General features: G+C 36.9%; 13 protein-coding genes. 8 read left to right on the top strand and 5 right to left on the bottom strand.

Annotated elements, in window-relative coordinates:
* Nucleotides 1-440: 440 nt before the first annotated feature.
* Nucleotides 441-1,499, bottom strand: coding sequence for a 3-oxoacyl-ACP synthase III family protein (locus tag ACPDG9_RS06670; RefSeq protein WP_430526982.1), 1,059 nt, complete (start codon nucleotides 1,497-1,499; stop codon nucleotides 441-443).
* A 280-nt stretch (nucleotides 1,500-1,779) separates the two neighbouring features.
* Between ACPDG9_RS06670 and ACPDG9_RS06665 the strand changes: the two genes are divergently transcribed.
* From ACPDG9_RS06665 to ACPDG9_RS06650, 4 genes are all read left to right on the top strand, one after another.
* Complete coding sequence (locus ACPDG9_RS06665; RefSeq protein ID WP_430526981.1) at nucleotides 1,780-2,484, top strand: SDR family oxidoreductase; 705 nt, start codon at nucleotides 1,780-1,782, stop codon at nucleotides 2,482-2,484.
* Between the two features lie 17 nt (nucleotides 2,485-2,501).
* Entirely contained in the window at nucleotides 2,502-2,903 is a 402-nt protein-coding gene (locus ACPDG9_RS06660) for a DoxX family protein (RefSeq protein ID WP_430526980.1), read from the top strand.
* A gap of 190 nt (nucleotides 2,904-3,093) precedes the next feature.
* Nucleotides 3,094-5,283 carry a S41 family peptidase gene (locus tag ACPDG9_RS06655; protein ID WP_430526979.1) on the top strand — a complete coding sequence of 730 codons (2,190 nt, stop codon included), beginning with the start codon at nucleotides 3,094-3,096 and terminating at the stop codon, nucleotides 5,281-5,283.
* A gap of 97 nt (nucleotides 5,284-5,380) precedes the next feature.
* Nucleotides 5,381-6,178: a class I SAM-dependent methyltransferase gene (locus tag ACPDG9_RS06650; RefSeq protein WP_430526978.1), complete on the top strand. Its 798-nt coding sequence runs from the start codon at nucleotides 5,381-5,383 to the stop codon at nucleotides 6,176-6,178.
* A gap of 47 nt (nucleotides 6,179-6,225) precedes the next feature.
* On the opposite strand, the gene ACPDG9_RS06645 is transcribed toward ACPDG9_RS06650, so the two are convergent.
* The 4 genes from ACPDG9_RS06645 to ACPDG9_RS06630 form a co-directional block, all read right to left on the bottom strand.
* Nucleotides 6,226-8,001 carry an AMP-dependent synthetase/ligase gene (locus ACPDG9_RS06645; protein WP_430526977.1) on the bottom strand — a complete coding sequence of 592 codons (1,776 nt, stop codon included), beginning with the start codon at nucleotides 7,999-8,001 and terminating at the stop codon, nucleotides 6,226-6,228.
* Nucleotides 8,002-8,217: 216 nt separating this feature from the next.
* On the bottom strand, nucleotides 8,218-10,497 hold the full coding sequence (locus ACPDG9_RS06640; protein WP_430526976.1) for an FUSC family membrane protein: 2,280 nt from the start codon (nucleotides 10,495-10,497) through the stop codon (nucleotides 8,218-8,220).
* A gap of 207 nt (nucleotides 10,498-10,704) precedes the next feature.
* Nucleotides 10,705-11,406, bottom strand: a complete 702-nt coding sequence (locus ACPDG9_RS06635) for an LrgB family protein (RefSeq protein ID WP_430526975.1) — start codon at nucleotides 11,404-11,406, stop codon at nucleotides 10,705-10,707.
* Entirely contained in the window at nucleotides 11,403-11,750 is a 348-nt protein-coding gene (locus ACPDG9_RS06630) for a CidA/LrgA family protein (protein ID WP_430526974.1), read from the bottom strand. The genes ACPDG9_RS06635 and ACPDG9_RS06630 overlap by 4 nt, the downstream gene beginning before the upstream one ends.
* Nucleotides 11,751-12,088: 338 nt before the next feature.
* Between ACPDG9_RS06630 and ACPDG9_RS06625 the strand changes: the two genes are divergently transcribed.
* The 4 genes from ACPDG9_RS06625 to ACPDG9_RS06610 all read left to right on the top strand — a co-directional run bounded on the left by ACPDG9_RS06625 (nucleotide 12,089) and on the right by ACPDG9_RS06610 (nucleotide 20,288).
* On the top strand, nucleotides 12,089-15,256 hold the full coding sequence (locus tag ACPDG9_RS06625; protein ID WP_430526973.1) for a SusC/RagA family TonB-linked outer membrane protein: 3,168 nt from the start codon (nucleotides 12,089-12,091) through the stop codon (nucleotides 15,254-15,256).
* Between the two features lie 17 nt (nucleotides 15,257-15,273).
* Nucleotides 15,274-16,746 carry a SusD/RagB family nutrient-binding outer membrane lipoprotein gene (locus ACPDG9_RS06620; protein WP_430526972.1) on the top strand — a complete coding sequence of 491 codons (1,473 nt, stop codon included), beginning with the start codon at nucleotides 15,274-15,276 and terminating at the stop codon, nucleotides 16,744-16,746.
* Between the two features lie 5 nt (nucleotides 16,747-16,751).
* Nucleotides 16,752-19,220: a phosphocholine-specific phospholipase C gene (locus tag ACPDG9_RS06615; protein ID WP_430526971.1), complete on the top strand. Its 2,469-nt coding sequence runs from the start codon at nucleotides 16,752-16,754 to the stop codon at nucleotides 19,218-19,220.
* 405 nt (nucleotides 19,221-19,625) lie between these two features.
* A complete protein-coding gene (locus ACPDG9_RS06610; RefSeq protein WP_430526970.1) occupies nucleotides 19,626-20,288 on the top strand; it encodes an ArsR/SmtB family transcription factor in 663 nt (220 codons plus the stop codon).
* Nucleotides 20,289-20,505 lie beyond the last annotated feature (217 nt).

The raw sequence follows: 20,505 nt of genomic DNA, 5'->3' as shown, positions 1-20,505 counted from the left end.
TTTATTTGTTATTAATAATTTATTTCTTTTTCAGTGACAAATATAGATAGAGTTTTATATATAAAATAAAATAAATTATTACTTTTTGGTATAGAATGTTCTTTGATTTTGTTTATTTATTGATAATAATTTAATTTAAAACCAAAATAACATAAAAGATGAAATGCTATGCTTTGTTTTTGTAACAGATTGTTTTATAAAAAGTTAAAAATAAAACTTTCTTTTTCAGTAGAATAATTGATGTTTTTTTTAATAAATGCGTGAATAGTGCAAATTATGCGTCTGTATTAATGCAAATGATTGATTATATGGGACGAATTGTCATGCGTCCAAACGGGTAAGGGGCCCATTTCTATGCGCCCCTATTCCGGAAGAACTATATTTTAATGCAAATGATTGATTATGTAGGGTATATATTTTAATGAAAATTAGCTATTCCTTTACACCTGATATACAAATGCATTAATATTCATACCAGCACCTACGGAAGCAAATAACAAATAATCGCCTGTTTTAAAGCTGTGGTTTTCTAGTTGCTTTCTGATAATCATATCGTACAGTGTTGGAAGAGTGGCAACACTGCTATTCCCCAATTTTTGAATGTTCATTGGCATGATGTGTTCTGGCATGGTGCGCCCATACAGTTCATAAAAGCGTTTGACAATAGCTTCATCCATTTTTTCGTTCGCTTGGTGAATGATGATTTTTTTGATTTGATCTATTTTTACACCACTCTCATCTAAACAGGCTTTCATGGCTTGGGGTACTTCTGTTAAGGCGAACTCATAAATTTTACGACCTACCATTTTAATATAGCGTGTGTCTTGTTGAGATTCTTTTTTATACGATTCTCCAAAGTGAATATAATAGGCTTCATCGGTTGTGAAACTGCAACTTTTCGTTGCAATAATTCCACCAGGTTCATTCGTTACCTCTAGTACAGTAGCACCTGCACCATCTGCGTAAATCATGGAGTCTCTATCGTGTAGGTCAATGACACGAGACAAGGTTTCTGCACCAATAACTAAGCAATATTTAGCAATTCCCAACGACATGAATGCATGGGCTTGGATGACACCTTGTAACCATCCTGGACAGCCAAACAATACATCATAAGCCACGCAATTTGGGTTTTTGATCTTGAGGTGGTGTTTTACCCTTGAAGCTAAGCTAGGAACAATATCCGATTGGTCTGTGCCGTATTTGATATCGCCAAAATTATGCGCAAAGATAATATAATCGAGTTTTTCGATGTCGATTTGGGCGTGTTCAATGGCGCGTTGAGCAGCAATCGTACCAATATCAGTGGTTGTTAAGTCAGAAGTAATATAACGTCTTTCTTGGATACCTGTAATTTGTTCAAGTTTTTTTGCCACTCTTTCGTTAGAATCCTTTAATGGTTGTCCACTTTCATCGCGAAAATCAAATTGATGAAAATCGTTGTTTGTGATAACCTCAGTTGGAATATAACTCCCTGAACCCTTTATTTTAATTGCCATAATTTAATTTTTTTGAAGTAATTAAGAGTTGTGTTGTAATTACTTTGATATTAGGTGAATTAATTTGTAAAGTTAATACCTACTAAGGTACATAAACCTCTTGTTTTGTATACTTAAATAAAAGTGAAATTATGTCGAATGTAGCTTAAATTTAGTTAAGTCGAGATAAATAGTTGATTTATGAATGTAATAGGAATAATTTCTTAGAATAGATACGCTGATAGAAGAGGAAAAGTTTTTTTAATTCTTTAAATTAGTACAAATTAAAAGTTAGTATGACATGACAACAAGAGAAAAAGTAGTTTACATCACAGGGGGAACTAAAGGTATTGGTAAAGGTATAGCTGCGGCTTTACTTGCAGCGGGGTATAAAGTAGCGATTTCAGGACGCTCTTTAGCGGATGTAACTCAAGTGGCTCGTGAATTGGGAGCTGAGGATCAGGTATTGGCGTTAGCTTCTAATGTGACGGTCTATGAAGATGAGGTAAAAGCAGTGGAGAAGATTGTTGATACATTTGGGCATTTAGATGTAGTTATTGCCAATGCGGGAGTAGGGATTTTTGCTTCTATTGAGGAGCTGTCTATTGAGGATTGGAATACGATGATTGACACTAACCTAACGGGAGTTTTTCATACGTTAAAGGCGAGTGTAGCTCAGCTGAAACAAAACAAAGGATACTATATCAGTGTGGCGAGTTTAGCGGGAATTAATTTCTTTGCTACGGGAAGTGGATACAATGCTAGTAAATTTGGCGTTGTTGGATTTACCCAAGCAGCTATGTTAGATTTAAGAGCGCATGATGTTAAAGTGACTACCATTTTACCAGGTTCTGTAACAAGTCATTTTAACAATCACCAACCCAATGAAAAAGATGCTTGGAAAATTCAACCGGAAGATATAGGGGAATTAGTGGTCGACCTGTTAAAGATGAATCCGCGTGCCTTACCGAGTAAAATTGAAATTAGACCGCTAAAAACAAGTTAACCCTTAATAAAAAAAATATGCAAGATTTAGGAAAATTTATTTTACGCCTAGGTGTGGGGGGATTAATGATCTTTCACGGAATTCATAAAATCATCCATGGACACGATATGATCATCGATCAATTAGCCGCTAAGGGATTTCCAACTTGGTTGTGGTTGGGAGTTCCTGTTGGTGAAATTATAGCGCCTATATTAGTAATTGTAGGGGCTTTTACTCGTCTATCAGGTGTTCTTATAGCCTTTACAATGGTCATGTCCATGGTATTGGTTAAAGGAGGAGGATCATTTGCGCTTAGTCCTGCAACGGGTGGACTTGGTGCAGAATTAAATTTGCTGTACTTAGCAGGAGCTTTGGCAATTGCTATGATTGGACCAGGTTCTTTCCGCTTGTATAAGGGAAGAAAAGGATGGTTTATTTAATTTAATTTACGGTTTGCAGCCAACTGTAAACCGTAAATCAATAAATTTTACAATTCTAATCAAACTCCCCTTTTATAATTAAGTCAGACTTTGTATGTTTAGGACATCAACTAAAAACATATAAATTTTGTTTATTCTAAAAAGGAAATTGCTTGTTGCACTCTTGTGCCCTGTGATATCTTGGACTTCTATGGCTCAAGAGGTTCCAGCAAATTACAATTTTGAAACGTTTAAAGACAAAGAACCCGTAGGATTTACTAATGAACCTGTAGGATGGAATATTGAGGGAAATAGTCTTTTTATTCCTATTCAAGATTTTGAGATTTATAAGGAAGGAAAATCTTCTTTTTCCTTAGCAATGCATGAGACGGATGAGGTGAATCCTATGTTTTCTGTTTCAAAACTATTGCCTAATTACAACGGAAAAAAGTTAGTTTTCTCTGGTTACATTAGGACAGATGGGGAGGATACTTTTCAAGTTACTCCTGTGATTCGCATAGACCCTATGTTGGATTTTGTCAAGTTATCTGAATGGATTACTGGAACCAATGAATGGCGAAAATTTGAAATTGAGGTTAACCTTAGGCCTGAGCAAACACAGCAAATAGTACTTGCGATACAAACTGCTGGTTATGGAGTCTTGTGGTTGGATGATTTTAAAGTAACCATCGATGGAGAAGATGTTTCAAAGGCAAAAGTCGCAGAAGTTAATTACCCCGCAAAACAAGATAAAGTGTTTGATCAAGGATCTTCTGTTGTATTTCCATCCTTAGATAGGGATAACAGAACTAATCTTGCTTTATTAGGCAGAGTCTGGGGATTCTTAAAATACCATCACCCTGCTATTGCTGTAGGAAAGTATAATTGGGATTATGAATTATTTCGATTTTTACCTGGTTATTTAGCGGTGACATCTAAAACAGAACGCGATGCCTTGCTGTTGAACTGGATAGAGCAATTGGGAATGGTCAGGTTATGTGAAACCTGTGAAGATACTGCTAGTGATGCTATTTTAAAACCGAATTTAGATTGGATGACTACCTACGCATTGTCAGACGAATTACAGCATAAGATAAAGTATATCTATAAAAATCGAAACCAAGAAAGGCATTACTATGTTAGTGAGGCTCCTGGTATAGGTAATGCTGTTTTTACCCATGAAGAAACGTATGAAAATATGGAATTACCTGATGCAGGTTTTCGTTTATTGGGGTTATATCGTTTTTGGAATGTGATGCAGTATTATATGCCGAATCGCCACTTAACAGATACGGATTGGGAAGATGTTTTGGCTTTGCATATTCGACCATTTCTTGAAGCTTCGGATCGATTAGCTTATGAAACAGCCGTTCTTCAGCTGATTGCGGAGGTAAATGATTCTCATACAGATTTATGGCAAGGAAGTAAAGCTTTAAATGAAAATAGAGGAAATCGATATGCTCCCTTTCGGGTGGAATTTATTTTAAACCAATTAGTGGTGACGGATATTTACAATCCCGAATTAATAACAGGTATTGAATTGGAGAAAGGGGATATAATAACCCATATTAACCAAGAGCGTATCGAACAAATTTTAGATCGTATTTTTCCGTATCATCCTGGTTCTAATCGCAGTGCTCAACTGAGAGATATTAGTTTGTTTAATATTTTGAGAACGAATGAAGAAGAGGTGGAAATCACCTATTTGGATCGCAACGCTAAAGAGCAACAAGCTACAATAAAGATGTATCCGAAAAGTGAACTCAAGTCTTACGGTTGGTTTAAGCCTTTGAAAGGTGAACCAAGTTATCGTTTTTTAGCGGATAATATTGGGTATGTTACACTCGGCAATATTCAAGATGGTGACGTTCAGAAAATTAAAGATACATTTCGAAATACAGAAGGAATTATAATCGATATTCGAAATTATCCATCTGCTTTTGTGCCCTTTACTTTAGGAAGCTTTTTTGTTTCTGAAACGAAAGCTTTTGCGAGATTTTCTAAGCCCAATTACAAGAATCCAGGCGAAATTGTATTTAATGATGTTTATCAGGTAATTGAATCGGATGGCGAACCTTATCAAGGACAAGTGGTTGTTTTAGTAGACGAACGCACCCAAAGTTCAGCTGAGTACACCGCTATGGCATTCAAAGTAGGTGATCGAGTAACCTTAGTTGGGAGTCAAACCGCTGGGGCAGATGGAAATGTTTCTTCTATTTCATTCCCTGGAGGTCTAGGGACTTATATTTCAGGATTAGGTGTATACTATCCTGATGGTAAGGAAACGCAACGTATCGGTATTGTACCCCATTTAGATGTACTAAAAACGATCCATGATATACGCAATGAGAAAGATACGTTTTTGGAAACAGCAGTGAAGTTGATTAACGGAACTTTGTAAGAGATGATAGTGCCTTCTTTCATCTTTCTTGATTCACTTCGTTGAGGGAAATAACGAATAGCTTATTTTTAACACAAAAATAGAGATAGATACGAAAATGAAACCAGAATTAAATTATATCGAAATAAACCGAAACTCATGGAATAATCGAACAGAAACCCATGTGAAATCAGACTTCTACGATGTCGAAGGATTTATAAAAGGAAAGAGCTCTTTAAATGAGATAGAATTGCATTTGTTAGGTGATATCAAGGGTAAGAAAATACTGCATTTGCAATGTCATTTCGGACAAGATACTATTTCGTTAAGTAGGTTAGGAGCAGAGGTAACAGGAGTAGATCTCTCTGATGAAGCTATTAAGCAGGCGCGACTTTTAGCGGAACAAACAGGAGCAACGACTCAATTTGTTTGTTGTGATATCTATGATCTGCCTAATCATTTAAATGATAAATTTGATCTTGTCTATACGAGTTATGGCGTAATTGGATGGTTACCTGATATGGATCAATGGGCTAAGGTTATTAAGACCTTTTTGAAACCAGGTGGTCGCTTAGTGTTCGTGGAATTTCATCCTGTAGTGTGGATGTTTGACGATGATTTTACTAAAGTAGGATACAATTACTTCAATGCAGAAGCGATTATAGAAACAACAAATGGAACTTATGCAGATAAAGAGGCTGAATTAACGCTTTCATCTGTATCGTGGAATCACAGCATGAGTGAAGTAGTAACTAGTTTATTGCAAAATGGACTAACCATACAGCGTTTAGAAGAATACGATTATTCTCCTTATGCGTGCTTTAATCATACCGTTGAGTTTGAACCGAATAAGCACCGTATTAAACACTTGGATAACAAAATACCAATGGTATATGCAATTGTGGCTATAGGGTGATAGTTTACAGTTTACAGTTTATTGTAAACTGTAAACCGTTCACCATTTTATTCTCTATAAATCTTATCGTATAAGTCTTTGTAGATTTCCAAGATAACTCTTCGTTTTAATTTCAACGTAGGGGTTAATTGTCCATTGTCAATACTCCACACATCAGGTGTTAATTCGAACTTTTTCACTTGTTCCCATTTACCAAATTTGCGGTTTACGTATTCTACTTCTTTTTCAATGCGTTTGCGTACTTGTTCGTTTTTGATCAGCTCTTCATTGGTATTTCCCAAGGCAATATTTTTGCGTTTCGCCCATTCTCTAACAAATTCAAAGTTAGGTTGAATTAAGGCTGCAGGCATTTTTTCTCCTTCACCGATTACCATAATTTGCTCAATGAAACGCGATTGTTTTAACGTGTTTTCAATGATTTGAGGTGCTACATATTTCCCTCCAGATGTTTTGAACATCTCTTTTTTACGATCGGTAATCTTTAAGAAGCCTTCTTCATCAATGGTTCCAATATCCCCTGTGTGGAAGTAACCGTCTTTTAGTTCTTCTTTGGTGCGCTCTTCATCTTTGTAGTATCCCAACATAATATTAGGGCCTTTACAAAGAATTTCACCGTCTTCTGCAATTTTTACTACTACATTACTCAGCGGTTTACCAACCGTACCAATTTTCATGGATTTATTGCGTTCGTCATTTACTGCAATTACAGGTGAAGTTTCGGTTAATCCATAGCCCTCCATCACGGGAATACCTGCTGCATTAAACACACGCGATAGACGAGGTTGTAGCGCAGCACTTCCTGAAACGATGATCTTCATTTCACCACCTAATGCTTCTTGCCATTTCTTAAAAACCAATTTGCGAGCGATACCCAATTGGAAGTTGTAGAAAAAACCTCTGTTGTAAGGTTGATACTTAAAACCTAATTCTAAAGCCCAAAAGAAAATGCTCTTTTTTAATCCAGTTAAAGCAGAACCTGTAGCAAAAATTTTATCGTATACTTTTTCTAAAAGGCGAGGTACAACGGTCATGACATTAGGTTTAACCTCTTTCATGTTATCTCCCATCTTATCAATGGATTCCGCATAGTAAATACGTACCCCACTATACTGATATAGATAGATCAACATACGTTCAAAAACGTGACATAAAGGAAGGAAACTCAGGGCTTTGAAATGTTGTTCCCTTGTAAAGGGAACCCGTTCACTACTACCTAACACATTCGATAGAATATTGTTGTGTGAAAGCATAACTCCTTTTGGTTTTCCTGTTGTTCCTGAGGTATAGATGAGAGTAGCTAGATCATCAGGTGTAACAGCAGCTTTGCGCTGTTCTACTTGTTCTTGATTGGATTCATCTGCACCTAATTCAAACAATTCATCTAAGTTTTTACATCCGGCAATCGCATCAAAGGAATAGACCGCTTTGATCAAAGGTAATTGATCAATAACAGACATTAATTTATCGTAGATTTCTTGGTCAGACACTACACAGTAACTTGCTTCGGAATGACTCAAGATGAATTGGTAGTCTTCCGGTGAAATAGTAGGATAAATTGGGATATTTTGTGCGCCAATCTGTAAAATGCCAATATCCAACAAATTCCATTTGGTTTGGTTATTACTAGAAATTACAGCGATTTTCTCATTGGGTTGTACTCCTAATCTCAAAAGTGCACGCGATAGTGCGTTTGCTTTTTGGAGGTAGCTTGCGGATGACGTCTTTTCCCAAACACCGTTAACTTTGGTTACCAGTGCATCTTCCAATGGAAAATGTTCATGTTGGAAATAAGGTATATCAAAAAGTCTTGTTGGATTCATCATCTTCATTATTTATTAGTTACTGCAAAATACGAAAAAAAAGGAGAATTTTGGACAAGTTACAGTAAAGTTGTTAACTTTTAAAAAAACAGAAGTTATTCTGCTAAAAGAAGTAAATATCAGCTTTGTTATTCATACTAAAAGTGGTGTTTTGTTGTCTAAAACAAGATATAGAAAACAAAAAACACCACTTTTTTATGAAACTAGTAAAAAATAAAATTATCCTTTTTTAAATAAAGCAGTTGGATTTAGAACGAGCTTTTTTTGCTGCATTTCCTCCCGCTTATCTCGAATAACTTTACTTATCTTAAGGATTTTTTCAGACAAATGTGCTAACCAAGTCAACTGTTGAATAACCATAGCAGATTCTTCCATTAAGTTTTTGATTTGCTTATCATCCGTATACGATTTTTTCAATTCGTATTCTCTAATATTTTGTAAATAACTCATACTCACACGAAAACTTTCCATGTCTTCGGCTGTAATTAAATCTTCTTCCGTAGGCGTATTGTTGAGCAGGTTACTGGTCAGTTGCATGTTTTTGTCAATATAGTCCATGACTATATTAAAAGATTCAGAGGCTTTGGTGGTGTGACGGGATTGGACGTATACACCAATCGAAGCTGCTGTAGATAAAAAGGTGTGATTGAGTACCGCTAATTCGTATATCTCAGAACGCAAACGCTGTTTAGATTTGGGTTCTTGGATCATGCGTTGAAAGGAGGCCATTAAATTACCTACCTCGATAAATGCATATTTACGCGCCAATTTATAGGCTAAAGTAGGATCGTTCTTTTGATTGTAGATCTCTTTAATCTCCTTTACATAGGTCTGATTAGCTTGAATGGATTTAGATAGATGCACATTGACATTTAAAAACTCCCACGAAGGCCATAGGATATAGTTTGCTCCTAACGCCAATAAGGCACCAATTAGGGTATCAATGACTCGATAGATTAAGAGATCCATGAAGTTAGGCGTAAGGATGGCGTAAATCAACACCACATACATGGTAATAAAAGTAACCCCTACTTTGTAATCTGTATGGGAGAACCAATAGCCCAAAATCATCGTTAAGATAGTAATATAGGCAATCAGCGTATAGTTGTCTTGCAAGATGAAGAGCATACCAAAGGCAATTAATCCACCCAATACAGTACCAATAACACGCTCAAAGGAACGCGTTTTTGTCAATCCATACCCTGGTCTCATAATCACGACAATGGTCAGCAAAATCCAGTAGCCATTTAACGGATTGAAAATATTACTGATAATCAAACCAATCAATATGGTTAAGGTTAGGCGCGTGGCATGTCGAAAAATGGTCGACGTAAAGTTTAAATTGACGATTAACGTTTCCCAACGATAGTGTACTGGCGTTAAGAATTTCTCCAATTCTTTGAAGCGATCTTCTACATTATCATTGAATGTTTTTTCCGTTAAGATGCGTTCTAAAATATGAATCTTATCAATCTGGCTTTGTGCATAGTGCAAGACATTCGAAAAGGAAAGAACAGCTTCCACTTTATTAGGCGATTTACTGTTGGCAATAAAATCGGTCAGTTTATCTTGTAGTGCAAGAAGCTTTCGATCGAAGTCGTATTTAGGTTTGTAGTTCAACCCCATATTGAGGGAGTCTCCAATATCTTTAATTGCAGTAGCAAAATCTTCGGCTAAGGTTTGATAATCTCGAATAATTGTTGGGTCATCTTCATCGAGCAAAGCGTGTAATTCTTTGTGATCAAAAGAAGTAGAAACAGCAATTTCCAAGATTTCCACTAAAGTTGAAAAGGCAACGAGTAAACGACGGTTATTCGAGGAGTTTCCAGTATTGGCTTTATTGAGGACTAAAAACTCGCGGAGATTTTCGTGTACTTCATTGAGTTTGATCTGAATATTGAGTTGTTCTTCAACAATTTTATCTGCATGAACCCCTTTGGTCCATAATTGGGCACGATATTTTAAATATTCTGCCGTTAAGTCCATGCATTCAGAAGTTTGTAATACCCCATAGCGTCTAGGTCTGATAAAATAAAAGGCTAGAGATACAATGAGATAGAGCAAGCCCCCTAGGAGAAGAAGTAAGCCATGTATCCACAAATCTTTTCCCGTATAGCTATGCGCTAGCCCCAAACTCGCTGCTAATAATCCGCTAAATGAAAGCATATTGGCACGGTGTCCGTAGACAGAGATCATACCCAAGCTAAAGAGGATGAAGGTAAAAACGGGATAAAAATACCAATGTCCATGTGTTAAGGATAAAAGCAAGGTAACAAAGGGCACCATGAGCGCACCAACTAAGATTCCGTTGATTTTGTCCTTGAGGTTACTCGGAATATCGACAGGTGCGGTAAGTAAAGCTCCAATAGCCATAGCAAATGCCCAATCAAATTGTTGCGTGGGCATAAAAATTAAAAAGGGAATTACACCTGAAATGGTGATTTTTAATGAATCTGCTAAATGAGTATTATCAGTATATTTTCTTGCTTTTTGAAGCATATGTTTTGTGGCTTAGGTTTAGTTTTCTTTTTTAAATCTGCAATTTTATATTTTAAACGGTATACTATCTGTAAAATAACTTTTTAAAAGTCAAATTGATGTACATTCTTTTTATTACTAGTAATATTTTCTATAAAGTTACTCAAAAACCTTTATGGTAGTAGGTTTACAGCTTTGAATTTAATAATAATTTAAAACTAAAGCAAGTTATGTGAGTAAAGGCATGAGCAGGGATAAAATAAGAGGCGCTAGTACGGCAGTTAAAATGCCATTAAAAATCATTCCTACACTTGCAAAAGCCCCGTATTTATTGCTGATTTCCATTGCTTTCATGGTTCCCATAGCATGGGAAGATGTACCTAAGGCAATTCCCTGTGACATGGGATTGCTGATTCGCGTTATACTCAAGACTTGAAACCCAATCATACTGCCAAAAATCCCAGCGATCATTACCGCAGCCGCTGTAATGGAAGGAATACCGTGTACCGTTTTTGAAATTTCAAGGGCAATGGGCGTACTCACCGATTTAGGAACTAAGGAGTAAATGATTTCTTGTTCTGCACCTGTCCAATGTGCCAATAAGACAACAGAGATAATTCCAGTCACACAACCCGCTAATTGACTGATTAGTATAGGAAACAATTGTTTCTTAATCACAGGCCAGTTGAGGTATAAAGGGATGGCTAAGGCCACAATTGATGGCTTGAGGAAAAAGTCAATATACTGCCCAGCTTGACTAAAACTAGCATAGGGAATATCAAGAACAACTAAGTAGGTAATGAGAATAGCGGTTGACAAAATAATTGGATTGAAAACAAGCCATTTGTACTTTTCACTTAAAGAAAGACCAAGGGCATAGCAGGCTACAACTAAAAAGAGTAGAAACGTCGGATTGGATAGAAAACTCATTTTTTTCTTTTTCTTAAAAGTTGGTGGGTAAATCCCGTGATACAAACGACGAGAATAGTACTGAGTAAAGTAGCAACTACTAAAGGAACAAAGGAAGCTTGAAGTAGATCGAAATAATTGAGCATAGCTACACAAGGCGGGACAAAAAAGATGCCCATGTTGCGCATGAGAAAGCCCGAAATATCTTGAATGGCATCTACTTTTACGGTTTGAGTTTGCAAGAGTGTCCAAAGGGTGATTAGACCGATAATACTGGAAGGAAGCTTGATGTCTGTGAGGTAAATGATTAATTCACCAAAGGCAAGGCAGCCAAAGATGACTGCAACTTGTTTGACTACGTTCATTTTGGATGTGATTTTTGTACAAAATTACTAAAAGTGATCTGGAGCAGTGAGACAAATGCTCGATAATTTCGATATATACCTCGTTAAATTTAATAGAAAAAAGAAGAGGATTCTCGATAACTGACTTCTCTTTATAGTTGATAAAAAACAAAAAAAAGAGAAGTATGGTTTTTTATATTACTGATATTTAGTTAGTTATCTCTTTGTGTTATTTTATTGTTTCGATTGAGTAGGATTCTTAATGCTAAGTTAAAGTAAAAGAGGGATTCTTATTTTTAACGTAATACGCAAACAAGGCTAAAACACAATATTTGTCTCAACTAAATTAAAAGAAAACCATGAGACAACAATTACTATTTTGGAATACCGTATTCCTTTTTTGTGTAACGCTAACGTATGCGCAACAAAAGCGAAACGTTATTGGTGTCGTACAAGATGAAACGGGACTAGAATTACCAGGTGCATCCGTTGTTATTAAAGGAACAACAGTGGGAACAACAACCGATTTAAATGGAAAATTCTCTTTAACTGTAGAAGAAAAAGATTGGATCGTTGTGTCATTTATTGGATATAGAAACAGTGAAAAAGCAGTTCAAAAAACAACCGACTTTACCTTTGTATTAACCCCTGAACAGGCCTCTTTAGATGAAGTAGTGATTACGGCATTGGGTATTTCAAAAGCGGAGAAAAAAATTGGATATGCAACACAAAATATAGATGTAAAAAAAGTACAAGAGGTAGCTACACCTAATATGGGTAGCTTGCTGAGTGGTCAAGTAGCGGGACTGCAAGTGTCTAATCCTCCTGGTATGTTACAATCGCCCAAGTTTTCCTTGAGAGGTAAAGATCCGCTCATTGTCATTGACGGAATACCCGTTACGACCGATTTTTATGACGTTTCTCCAGAGGATATCGCCAATATCAACGTGCTAAAAGGAACAAGTGCATCTGTATTATATGGATCATTAGGGCGTAATGGAGCGATTATGATTACAACTAAAAATGCTCAAAAAGAGGGCGTTTTTGTTGAGGTTTCTCAAAATACAATGATTAGTGCAGGGTATACGTTATTCCCGAAAACGCAGAATGAGTATGGTAGTGGATCGAATGGAAAATATGAGTTTTGGGATGGGAAAGATGGAGGAATTAGCGATGGTGATATGATTTGGGGACCGAAGTTTGAAGCAGGAGTGAAAATTGCACAGTGGAATAGCCCTATTCGCGATAAAGAAACAGGAAGTGTAATTCCTTGGTACGGAAACGTAGAAGGAACACAATACGATGATAAATCGCGTTATGAAAGAGTACCTATTGCTTGGGAGTACCACGATAATTTAAAAGATTTTTTGGAAACTGGAATTATCTCGCGAACGAATTTTGCTGTTACTAGTAAATCAGAAAAAGGATCGTATCGCCTAGGTGGAGACTTTTCTTACAACAAAGACCGCGTGCCAAATACAAGTATGTATAGAGGTAGTTTGAATTTTAAATCAACAACACAGCTTACAGATAAATTGACGTTGAATTCAAAACTAGCCTATAGTCGTGTTCACGCCCCGAATGTACCGAATTACGACTATAATCCAAGTGGACATATGTACACCATCTTAATTTGGATGGGAGATGATGTGAATGGTCGTGATTTAAAGAACAATTTGTGGACACCAGGAATGGAAGGCTACAAACAAGCTAGTTATAACTATGCTTGGTACAATAACCCTTGGTTTGGTTCGGAGTATTTTAAACGCATCTGGAATAAAGATGTGACAAATGCACAATTGAGCTTGAGCTATCAAGCAACAGAAGATTTAATGTTACAAGGTAGAGCATCGATGATCTCTACCAATAACAACACCGAATTACAAAGTCCGAAGTCTTATTTTAACTACAGTGCATCAAGAGAAGGTGGATATAGCTTAGAGCAAAATGAGCGTTTGGATATTGATTATGATTTCTTAGCGATGTACAATAAGAGTATTTCGGACAATTTTGATATTAATGTGAACGCAGGAGCCGCTTCTCGTTACTATCGCGTTGCAAATTCATTTGCTGCGGCTGATGGATTAACTGTACCTGGTGTGCACAACCTCGGAAATTCAAAAGGTCCTGTTACTGCAACGAACTACCTAGAGAAGAAAGCCGTAAATAGCGTGTATGGTACGATAGAATTCGATTTGTACAATGCTTTCTTTTTGAGCTTTGCAGGACGTAATGATTGGTCTTCGGCATTAGCGAAAAGCCAGCGTTCTTATTTCTACCCATCGGCTTCTCTAAGTGTCGTTGTTTCCAACTTAGTGGATATGCCAGAGCAAATTGATTACCTTAAAATGTACACCTCTTGGGCGAATGTATCAAGTGATTTAACTCCGTATCAGTTGCAATCAACTTATTCACCTGTGACTCCTGCTTTTAATGGAAATCAGATGGTAGAATATCCCAATGCTATTCTAAATCCTTATTTATTACCAGAGAAATCAAAAACATATGAGGTTGGTTTATCGAGTGCGTTTTACAAGAAACGCCTAAACTTAGATGTAACCTATTACCGCGTATTGGATTCGAATTTTATCATTGATTATCCTGTTTCTGAAGCTTCTGGATTCAACAATATGAAAGTAAATGGAAATGAATACACAACCAACGGTTGGGAGGTTTCTTTATCAGGGGTAGTGGTGAAAAACGATAATTTTCAATGGAATTCAGCGATCAACTGGAGTGCTCGAACAAGGCGCATCACAAAAATTCACGAAGATGCAGAGAAGTTTGGAGACTTGCGTTTGAATGATCGCGTGGATGCTTACTACGGTACGGAATGGATGAAATCACCAGATGGACAAGTTATCCTAGATGAAAAAACAGGAATGCCAACTGCTAATAAACAAGCAACTTATTTAGGTCATAAAGATCCAAAATGGACCTTAGGATGGAATAATAGCTTCAAGTATAAAAACTGGGGATTGAATATCGGAATTGATGGTATTTGGGGAGGTGTAATGCGCTCTGAAGTAGTTGAGAAAATGTGGTGGGGAGGAAAACATCCTGAATCCGTACAGTTTAGAGATGAAGAATACCAAACAGGAAATGCTGTATTTGTGCCGAATGGGGTAAATCTTGTTTCGGGTGAGTTGGTAACGGATGTACAGGGGAACGTGATTTCAGATACACGTGTTTTTAAAACACATACAGGAGCTGTAAACTGGCAGAGTTGGGCACAAAACTACCCGTATCGCGCCAGAGTAACTGAAAAGGAAAGTAAATTATTCGCTAACGTATTCGATCGTACTTATTTTAAGTTGAGAACCTTGAGTTTGTCTTATGATTTCACACCGATGATAAAATCAAAGCAAATTAGTCAGCTGTCTGCTTCTTTAACCGGGTACAACCTCTTCATGTGGAAAAAATCAAAAGGTTTGTATTCGGATCCAGATTACGACACGGCAAATAAAAACGATATCCAAGATCCTTCAACGCGTTGGATTGGATTAGCTGTACAAGTTAAATTTTAATACCAAGAATTAAAGTCATGAGAAAATATCTTAGAACCCTATATGCAATTACCTTGGCAATCACAGTAGTAGGATGCCATGATCTCGATAAATTAAATGAAGATCCCAATAAAATTAAGGAAACAGATCCCTATTTGTTGCTGACTAAAGTCGAAAAAACAGCTTTTTCGCTCCAAAATATTGATAAAGAGTATGCCGCTCGTATGATTATTCAAACAGATGGGGAAAGTACGTATCAGTATCTCAAATGGGGGAGTAAGGGGTTTGATCGCTATAAAGATCTGTTGCAAACGCAAAAAATGATGGATGAGGCAGTGCGTACGGGAAAAGAAGAGTATTTGGCTGTGGGCCATTTTTTAAAAGCACATTTCTTTTATGAATTAACCCTGACTTTTGGTGATATTCCCTTTTCTGAGGGATTACAAGGAGAAGACAAAATTCCATTTCCAAAATATGACGAACAGGAAATGGTGTTTGTCGGTATTTTGGATGAATTGGATAAAGCATCAGAAGTATTGAAAAAAGAAAAATCTCTTCAAGGAGATATTGTGTATAATGGCAATTTAAGTCGTTGGGAAAAATTAATTGAATCGTATAAATTAAAAGTTTTACTGACGTTGTCAAAAAAACAAAAAGTAGGAAATATCGATATTGCTCAGCGCTTTAATTCAATTTACCAAAAGGGAATTCTACTCCAAGATAATGCAGATAATGGACAAATTACCTTCTTTGACCAAGCGGGTAGTCGTTATCCTCAGTTCAACTCAAGTTCGTACGGATCGAGTATGTATATGTCTTCCACGTTTATTGATCTATTGAAAGAATTAAAAGACCCAAGATTATTTGTCTTTGCCCAACGTACGGCTTCTGCATTGGAACAAGGATTAGCGGAAGATGATTTTACGGGGTATAACGGAGGAGATCCTACGGTACCTTACGCAGAAAATGAAAAGTTAGTTCAAAGTAAAAATATTTCCAAAGTAAGAAATCGATACTACCAAGATCCAACGGCGGAAACCAACGTGATTTTGAGCTATGCAGAGCTTCAATTTATTTTAGCTGAAGCAGCAGCGAGGGGTTGGATTGCGGGAAGTGCAGAAGAGTTTTATCTCAAGGGAATTAAGGGAAGTTTTGATTACTACGGGCAATATGCCAAAGGGTTAGGTCATTATTTTACGGTCGAACAATATGACAACTACATCCAACAAGAAGAAGTTCGCTTTAAAGGACAGGATCTGATGGTACAGTTAAATCAAATCTTAACGCAAAAGTACTTGATTATGTTCCACCAAGGGGGAATGAGTATTTACTTTGACTATTTGAGAACAGGTTTCCCAGCATTGAAACTACAACAAGGGATTACCGCTCCAACGAGATGGCAATATCCAAGTTCAGAATACAACCGAAATCAAGCGAACTTGCAAAAAGCATTGGATCGTCAGTTTAGTGGTTCAGATAATATTAGAGGTGTTAGTTGGTGGTTAAAATAAGAGATATGAGTACAACGAGAAGAGATTTTATCAAAACGTCAACCCTTTTTATGGGAGGGATGACTGTTTTAAACGCAATGCCGGCTTCTATACAACGTGCATTGAGCATTGAAGCTGATCCAGGAACGACGTTCCTCGATGCAGAGCACATTGTATTTTTAATGCAAGAAAATCGATCTTTTGACCATTGTTATGGCACATTAAGTGGAGTACGAGGGTTCAATGATCCTCGTGTAATTCGCCAACCCAATCAAGCGCCAGTTTGGTTTCAAACTGATCAAGACCAAACGATTTACGGTCCTTTTCGATTGGATATTGAAAATACAAAGATAACGTGGATGGGAAGCTTACCTCATAGCTGGAAAGATATGGTAGAGGCGAGAAATGATGGTAAGATGGATCAATGGTTAATCGCCAAGAAACCAGGAAATAAGGAGTATGCCCATATGCCGTTAACGATGGGGTATTTTACACGAGAGGATATCCCTTTTTACTACGCTTTTGCCGATGCTTTTACGGTATGTGATCAGCATTTCTGCTCTTCCTTAACGGGAACAAGTGCCAATCGATCGTATTTTTGGGCGGGTGCTATACGTGAAAATCCCCGTGATCCCAATTCGATTGCCCACGTCAATAACGGGCAAATCAACTACAAAGATGTAAGTTGGAAAACCTATCCTGAACGATTGGAAGAACATAACATTTCTTGGCGTGTCTATCAAAATGAATTGAGTTTACCCGTTGGGTTTACCGATATAGAAGAATCGTGGTTAGCCAATTTTACTGATAATAACTTAGAGTTTTACAAACAGTATAATGTGCGTTTTCACAGCGCTCATATTCAGTTTATGCAGTTGGAGTTGACACGTTTACATCAAAAGATAGAAGAAGGTATTCAAGCGGGAACAGATGTTAAAAAGCTGCAAGAAGAAGAGGTTAAGATCGAACAGTACCTTGAACAATACAGTGAAGAAGCATTTCACAAGCTCTCTGTCTTTCAACAAAATATCCATCAAAAAGCCTTTACAACCAACACCGCTGATCCTCAATATCATCAATTAGAAGAGATTGAATATCAAGAAAATGGTGAAACAAAAAGAGTAGAAGTTCCCAAAGGAGATATTCTATATCAATTTAGAAAAGACGTCAAGGAAGACAAGTTACCGATGGTGAGTTGGTTGGTAGCGCCTTGTAATTTCTCCGATCATCCTGGAGCACCTTGGTTTGGTGCTTGGTACGTATCTGAGGTATTGGATATCTTAACGCAAAACCCCGACGTATGGAAAAAAACCATCTTCATATTAACCTATGATGAAAATGATGGTTATTTTGATCACGTCGCTCCTTTTGTACCACCTTTGAGTACAGATGAAAAGCAAGGGAAAGTTTCCAGTAAAATGGATACCCAAGACGAGTGGGTTACCCTAGCTCAAGATAAAGCAAGGGATAGTAAGAGTTCCTTGTCGAGTCCTATCGGACTGGGGTATCGAGTGCCTATGGTCGTAGCTTCTCCATGGACGAGAGGGGGATGGGTGAACTCAGAAGTATGTGACTTAACCTCTACGTTACAGTTTTTAGAGTACTTTATTGAGAAAAAAACAGGTAAAAAGGTCATCGAAGAAAATATTTCGGAATGGAGAAGGGGAACCTGTAGTAACATGACCTCCATTTTTCAACCAGCGAACGAGCTGAAAAAGGTAGATCTTGACTTCGTGGATCGCAATGCATACGTCGCACGTATCCTTAGTGCAAGAGATAAAAATCTACCCCATGGTTTTGTGTCCTATACCCAACAAGAATTGCAACAACATAGCGTTTGGAATGAATTAAAACGCTTTCCAAAACAAGAAAGCGGAACGAAAAAAGCTTGTGGATTACCGTATAACATCAATGTGAATGCATCACTTGACAGTAAAGGTGTACATATGCAGATGGATATCCAATCTAATAAATTGAAAAACAAGGACTATTTAGCTCCTATCCAAGTCTACGCCCACCAAAAAATTCAAGGTCAAACAGGCATGAATTGGAATTTTAGTGTGGATGAAAAAGATGCTTTACACTATAAATGGGCTAGCGAACATCTAGATCAAGGAATCTATAATTTTAGTGTGCATAGCTTTAATGGTTTTTATCGCAATTTTAGAGGAAATGTCAATGACCCTCAAGTTGGAATTGATTTTACAGTTAAGGATGACCAAACAGTAACGGTAGTTTTAAAAAATAAATCCAATCAAGCGCTTTATTTTTATGTTCAAGATGTGATCTATAGTAAAACCAATCAAAAGATTAAAGTACAACCGCAAACAGCACATACGCTAACCCTGGAGTATGCAAAGTACAAAGGGTGGTATGATATCGTTATTTCTTTAGCGGATTATACGCAATTTGTATATCAATATGCAGGGCATATCGAGAATGGAGCTAGTAGTATTACGGATCCCTATATGGCTAGTTTCTCGAAGTGGAGCTAGTGTATGGTTTACAGTTAACGGTTTACAGTTAACAGAAGATTATCAAGTAAAGAAAGCCAATCCTTTGTAGGGATTGGTTTTTTTGTTTTTTGTTTGTCGATTAAAGAAAACACTATCTATTTTAGAAAAATCTACCGATAGCTCATAACAGATCTCTGATAACTTTTTGTTTTTTGCTTGTCGATTAAAGAAAACATTATCTATTTTAGAAAAATCTACCGATAGCTCATAACAGATCTCTGATAACTTTTTGATTGTTGTTTGTTGACGGTAAATTTTACTGAAATAAGAAGATAGTCCCTTTAAACGAAGGAGCTTTACAACAAACGACAAACATCGCACACCAAACAGCAAACAACTTTGTTTATCTTTGTAGCGTACCGTGTTTAAACCAGAGACTACTACGTGGATAAAAGAGCATTTAAAGACAAAGTATATACAGAATTAGCTAAAGTAGCTAAAGCAATGGCAAATCCTGTGCGATTAGAGATTATCGATCTCTTGGGGCAAGGTCCTTTTACCGTTGAGCAAATTGCTGCCTCTATAAGTCAATCTATGGCTAATACATCTCAGCATCTTCAAAACTTGAAGAACGCCAAGTTAGTTCAAGTTACAAAACAGGGGAATTTTGTTTTATATGCTTTAGCTAGTAGTAGTGTATATCAAACGTGGCTTGCTCTGCGAACTTTAGGTATAGCGTTTAATGCTGAGGTAGGAAAAGTAGTCGATGATTTTCGACAAGAACAACACGACGCTTTACCAACAATTCACGCCGAACAGTTAACAGCTATGTTAGCAGAAGAGGAGATTGTAGTATTAGATGTGAGACCTGAAGAGGAGTTTGAGCGAGGGCATATTCAACATGCCATATCCATGCCGATTCACCAATTGAAAGACGCTTTAAAAAAATTCGCAAAGAAAAAGACGTTTGTAGTGTATTGTCGAGGTCCATTCTGTGTTTATGCGGACGAAGCAATTGCCTTGTTACACAACAAAGGGTTTAAAGTCCTTCGCTTAGAAGAAGGTTATCCAGAATGGGAACTAAAAGGGTTGCCAACAGGAAAGTAAATAGTTTTAAAATAAAAGTAAATGAGCAAATCAATCATCTGATTTGCTTATTTTTTTTGTAACTAATTGATTAGTAGTATTTCTTTGTTTTTAATTTTTTCTATTCAATTGAATTATTGAATAGTTGTGGTTTTTGTATATCTTTGTTTTCCTCAATAAACAAGAAATAATAATGAAAGAAGGAATAACAGGTAAAGTGTTGCGAGGATGGTTAGCT

Origin of the sequence: Myroides sp. C6-3, assembly GCF_050522425.1 — a bacterium.
Lineage (GTDB): Bacteria > Bacteroidota > Bacteroidia > Flavobacteriales > Flavobacteriaceae > Flavobacterium.
The sequence above is the reverse complement of the archived record's forward strand: the minus strand, read 5'-3'. Positions and strand labels throughout refer to the sequence as shown.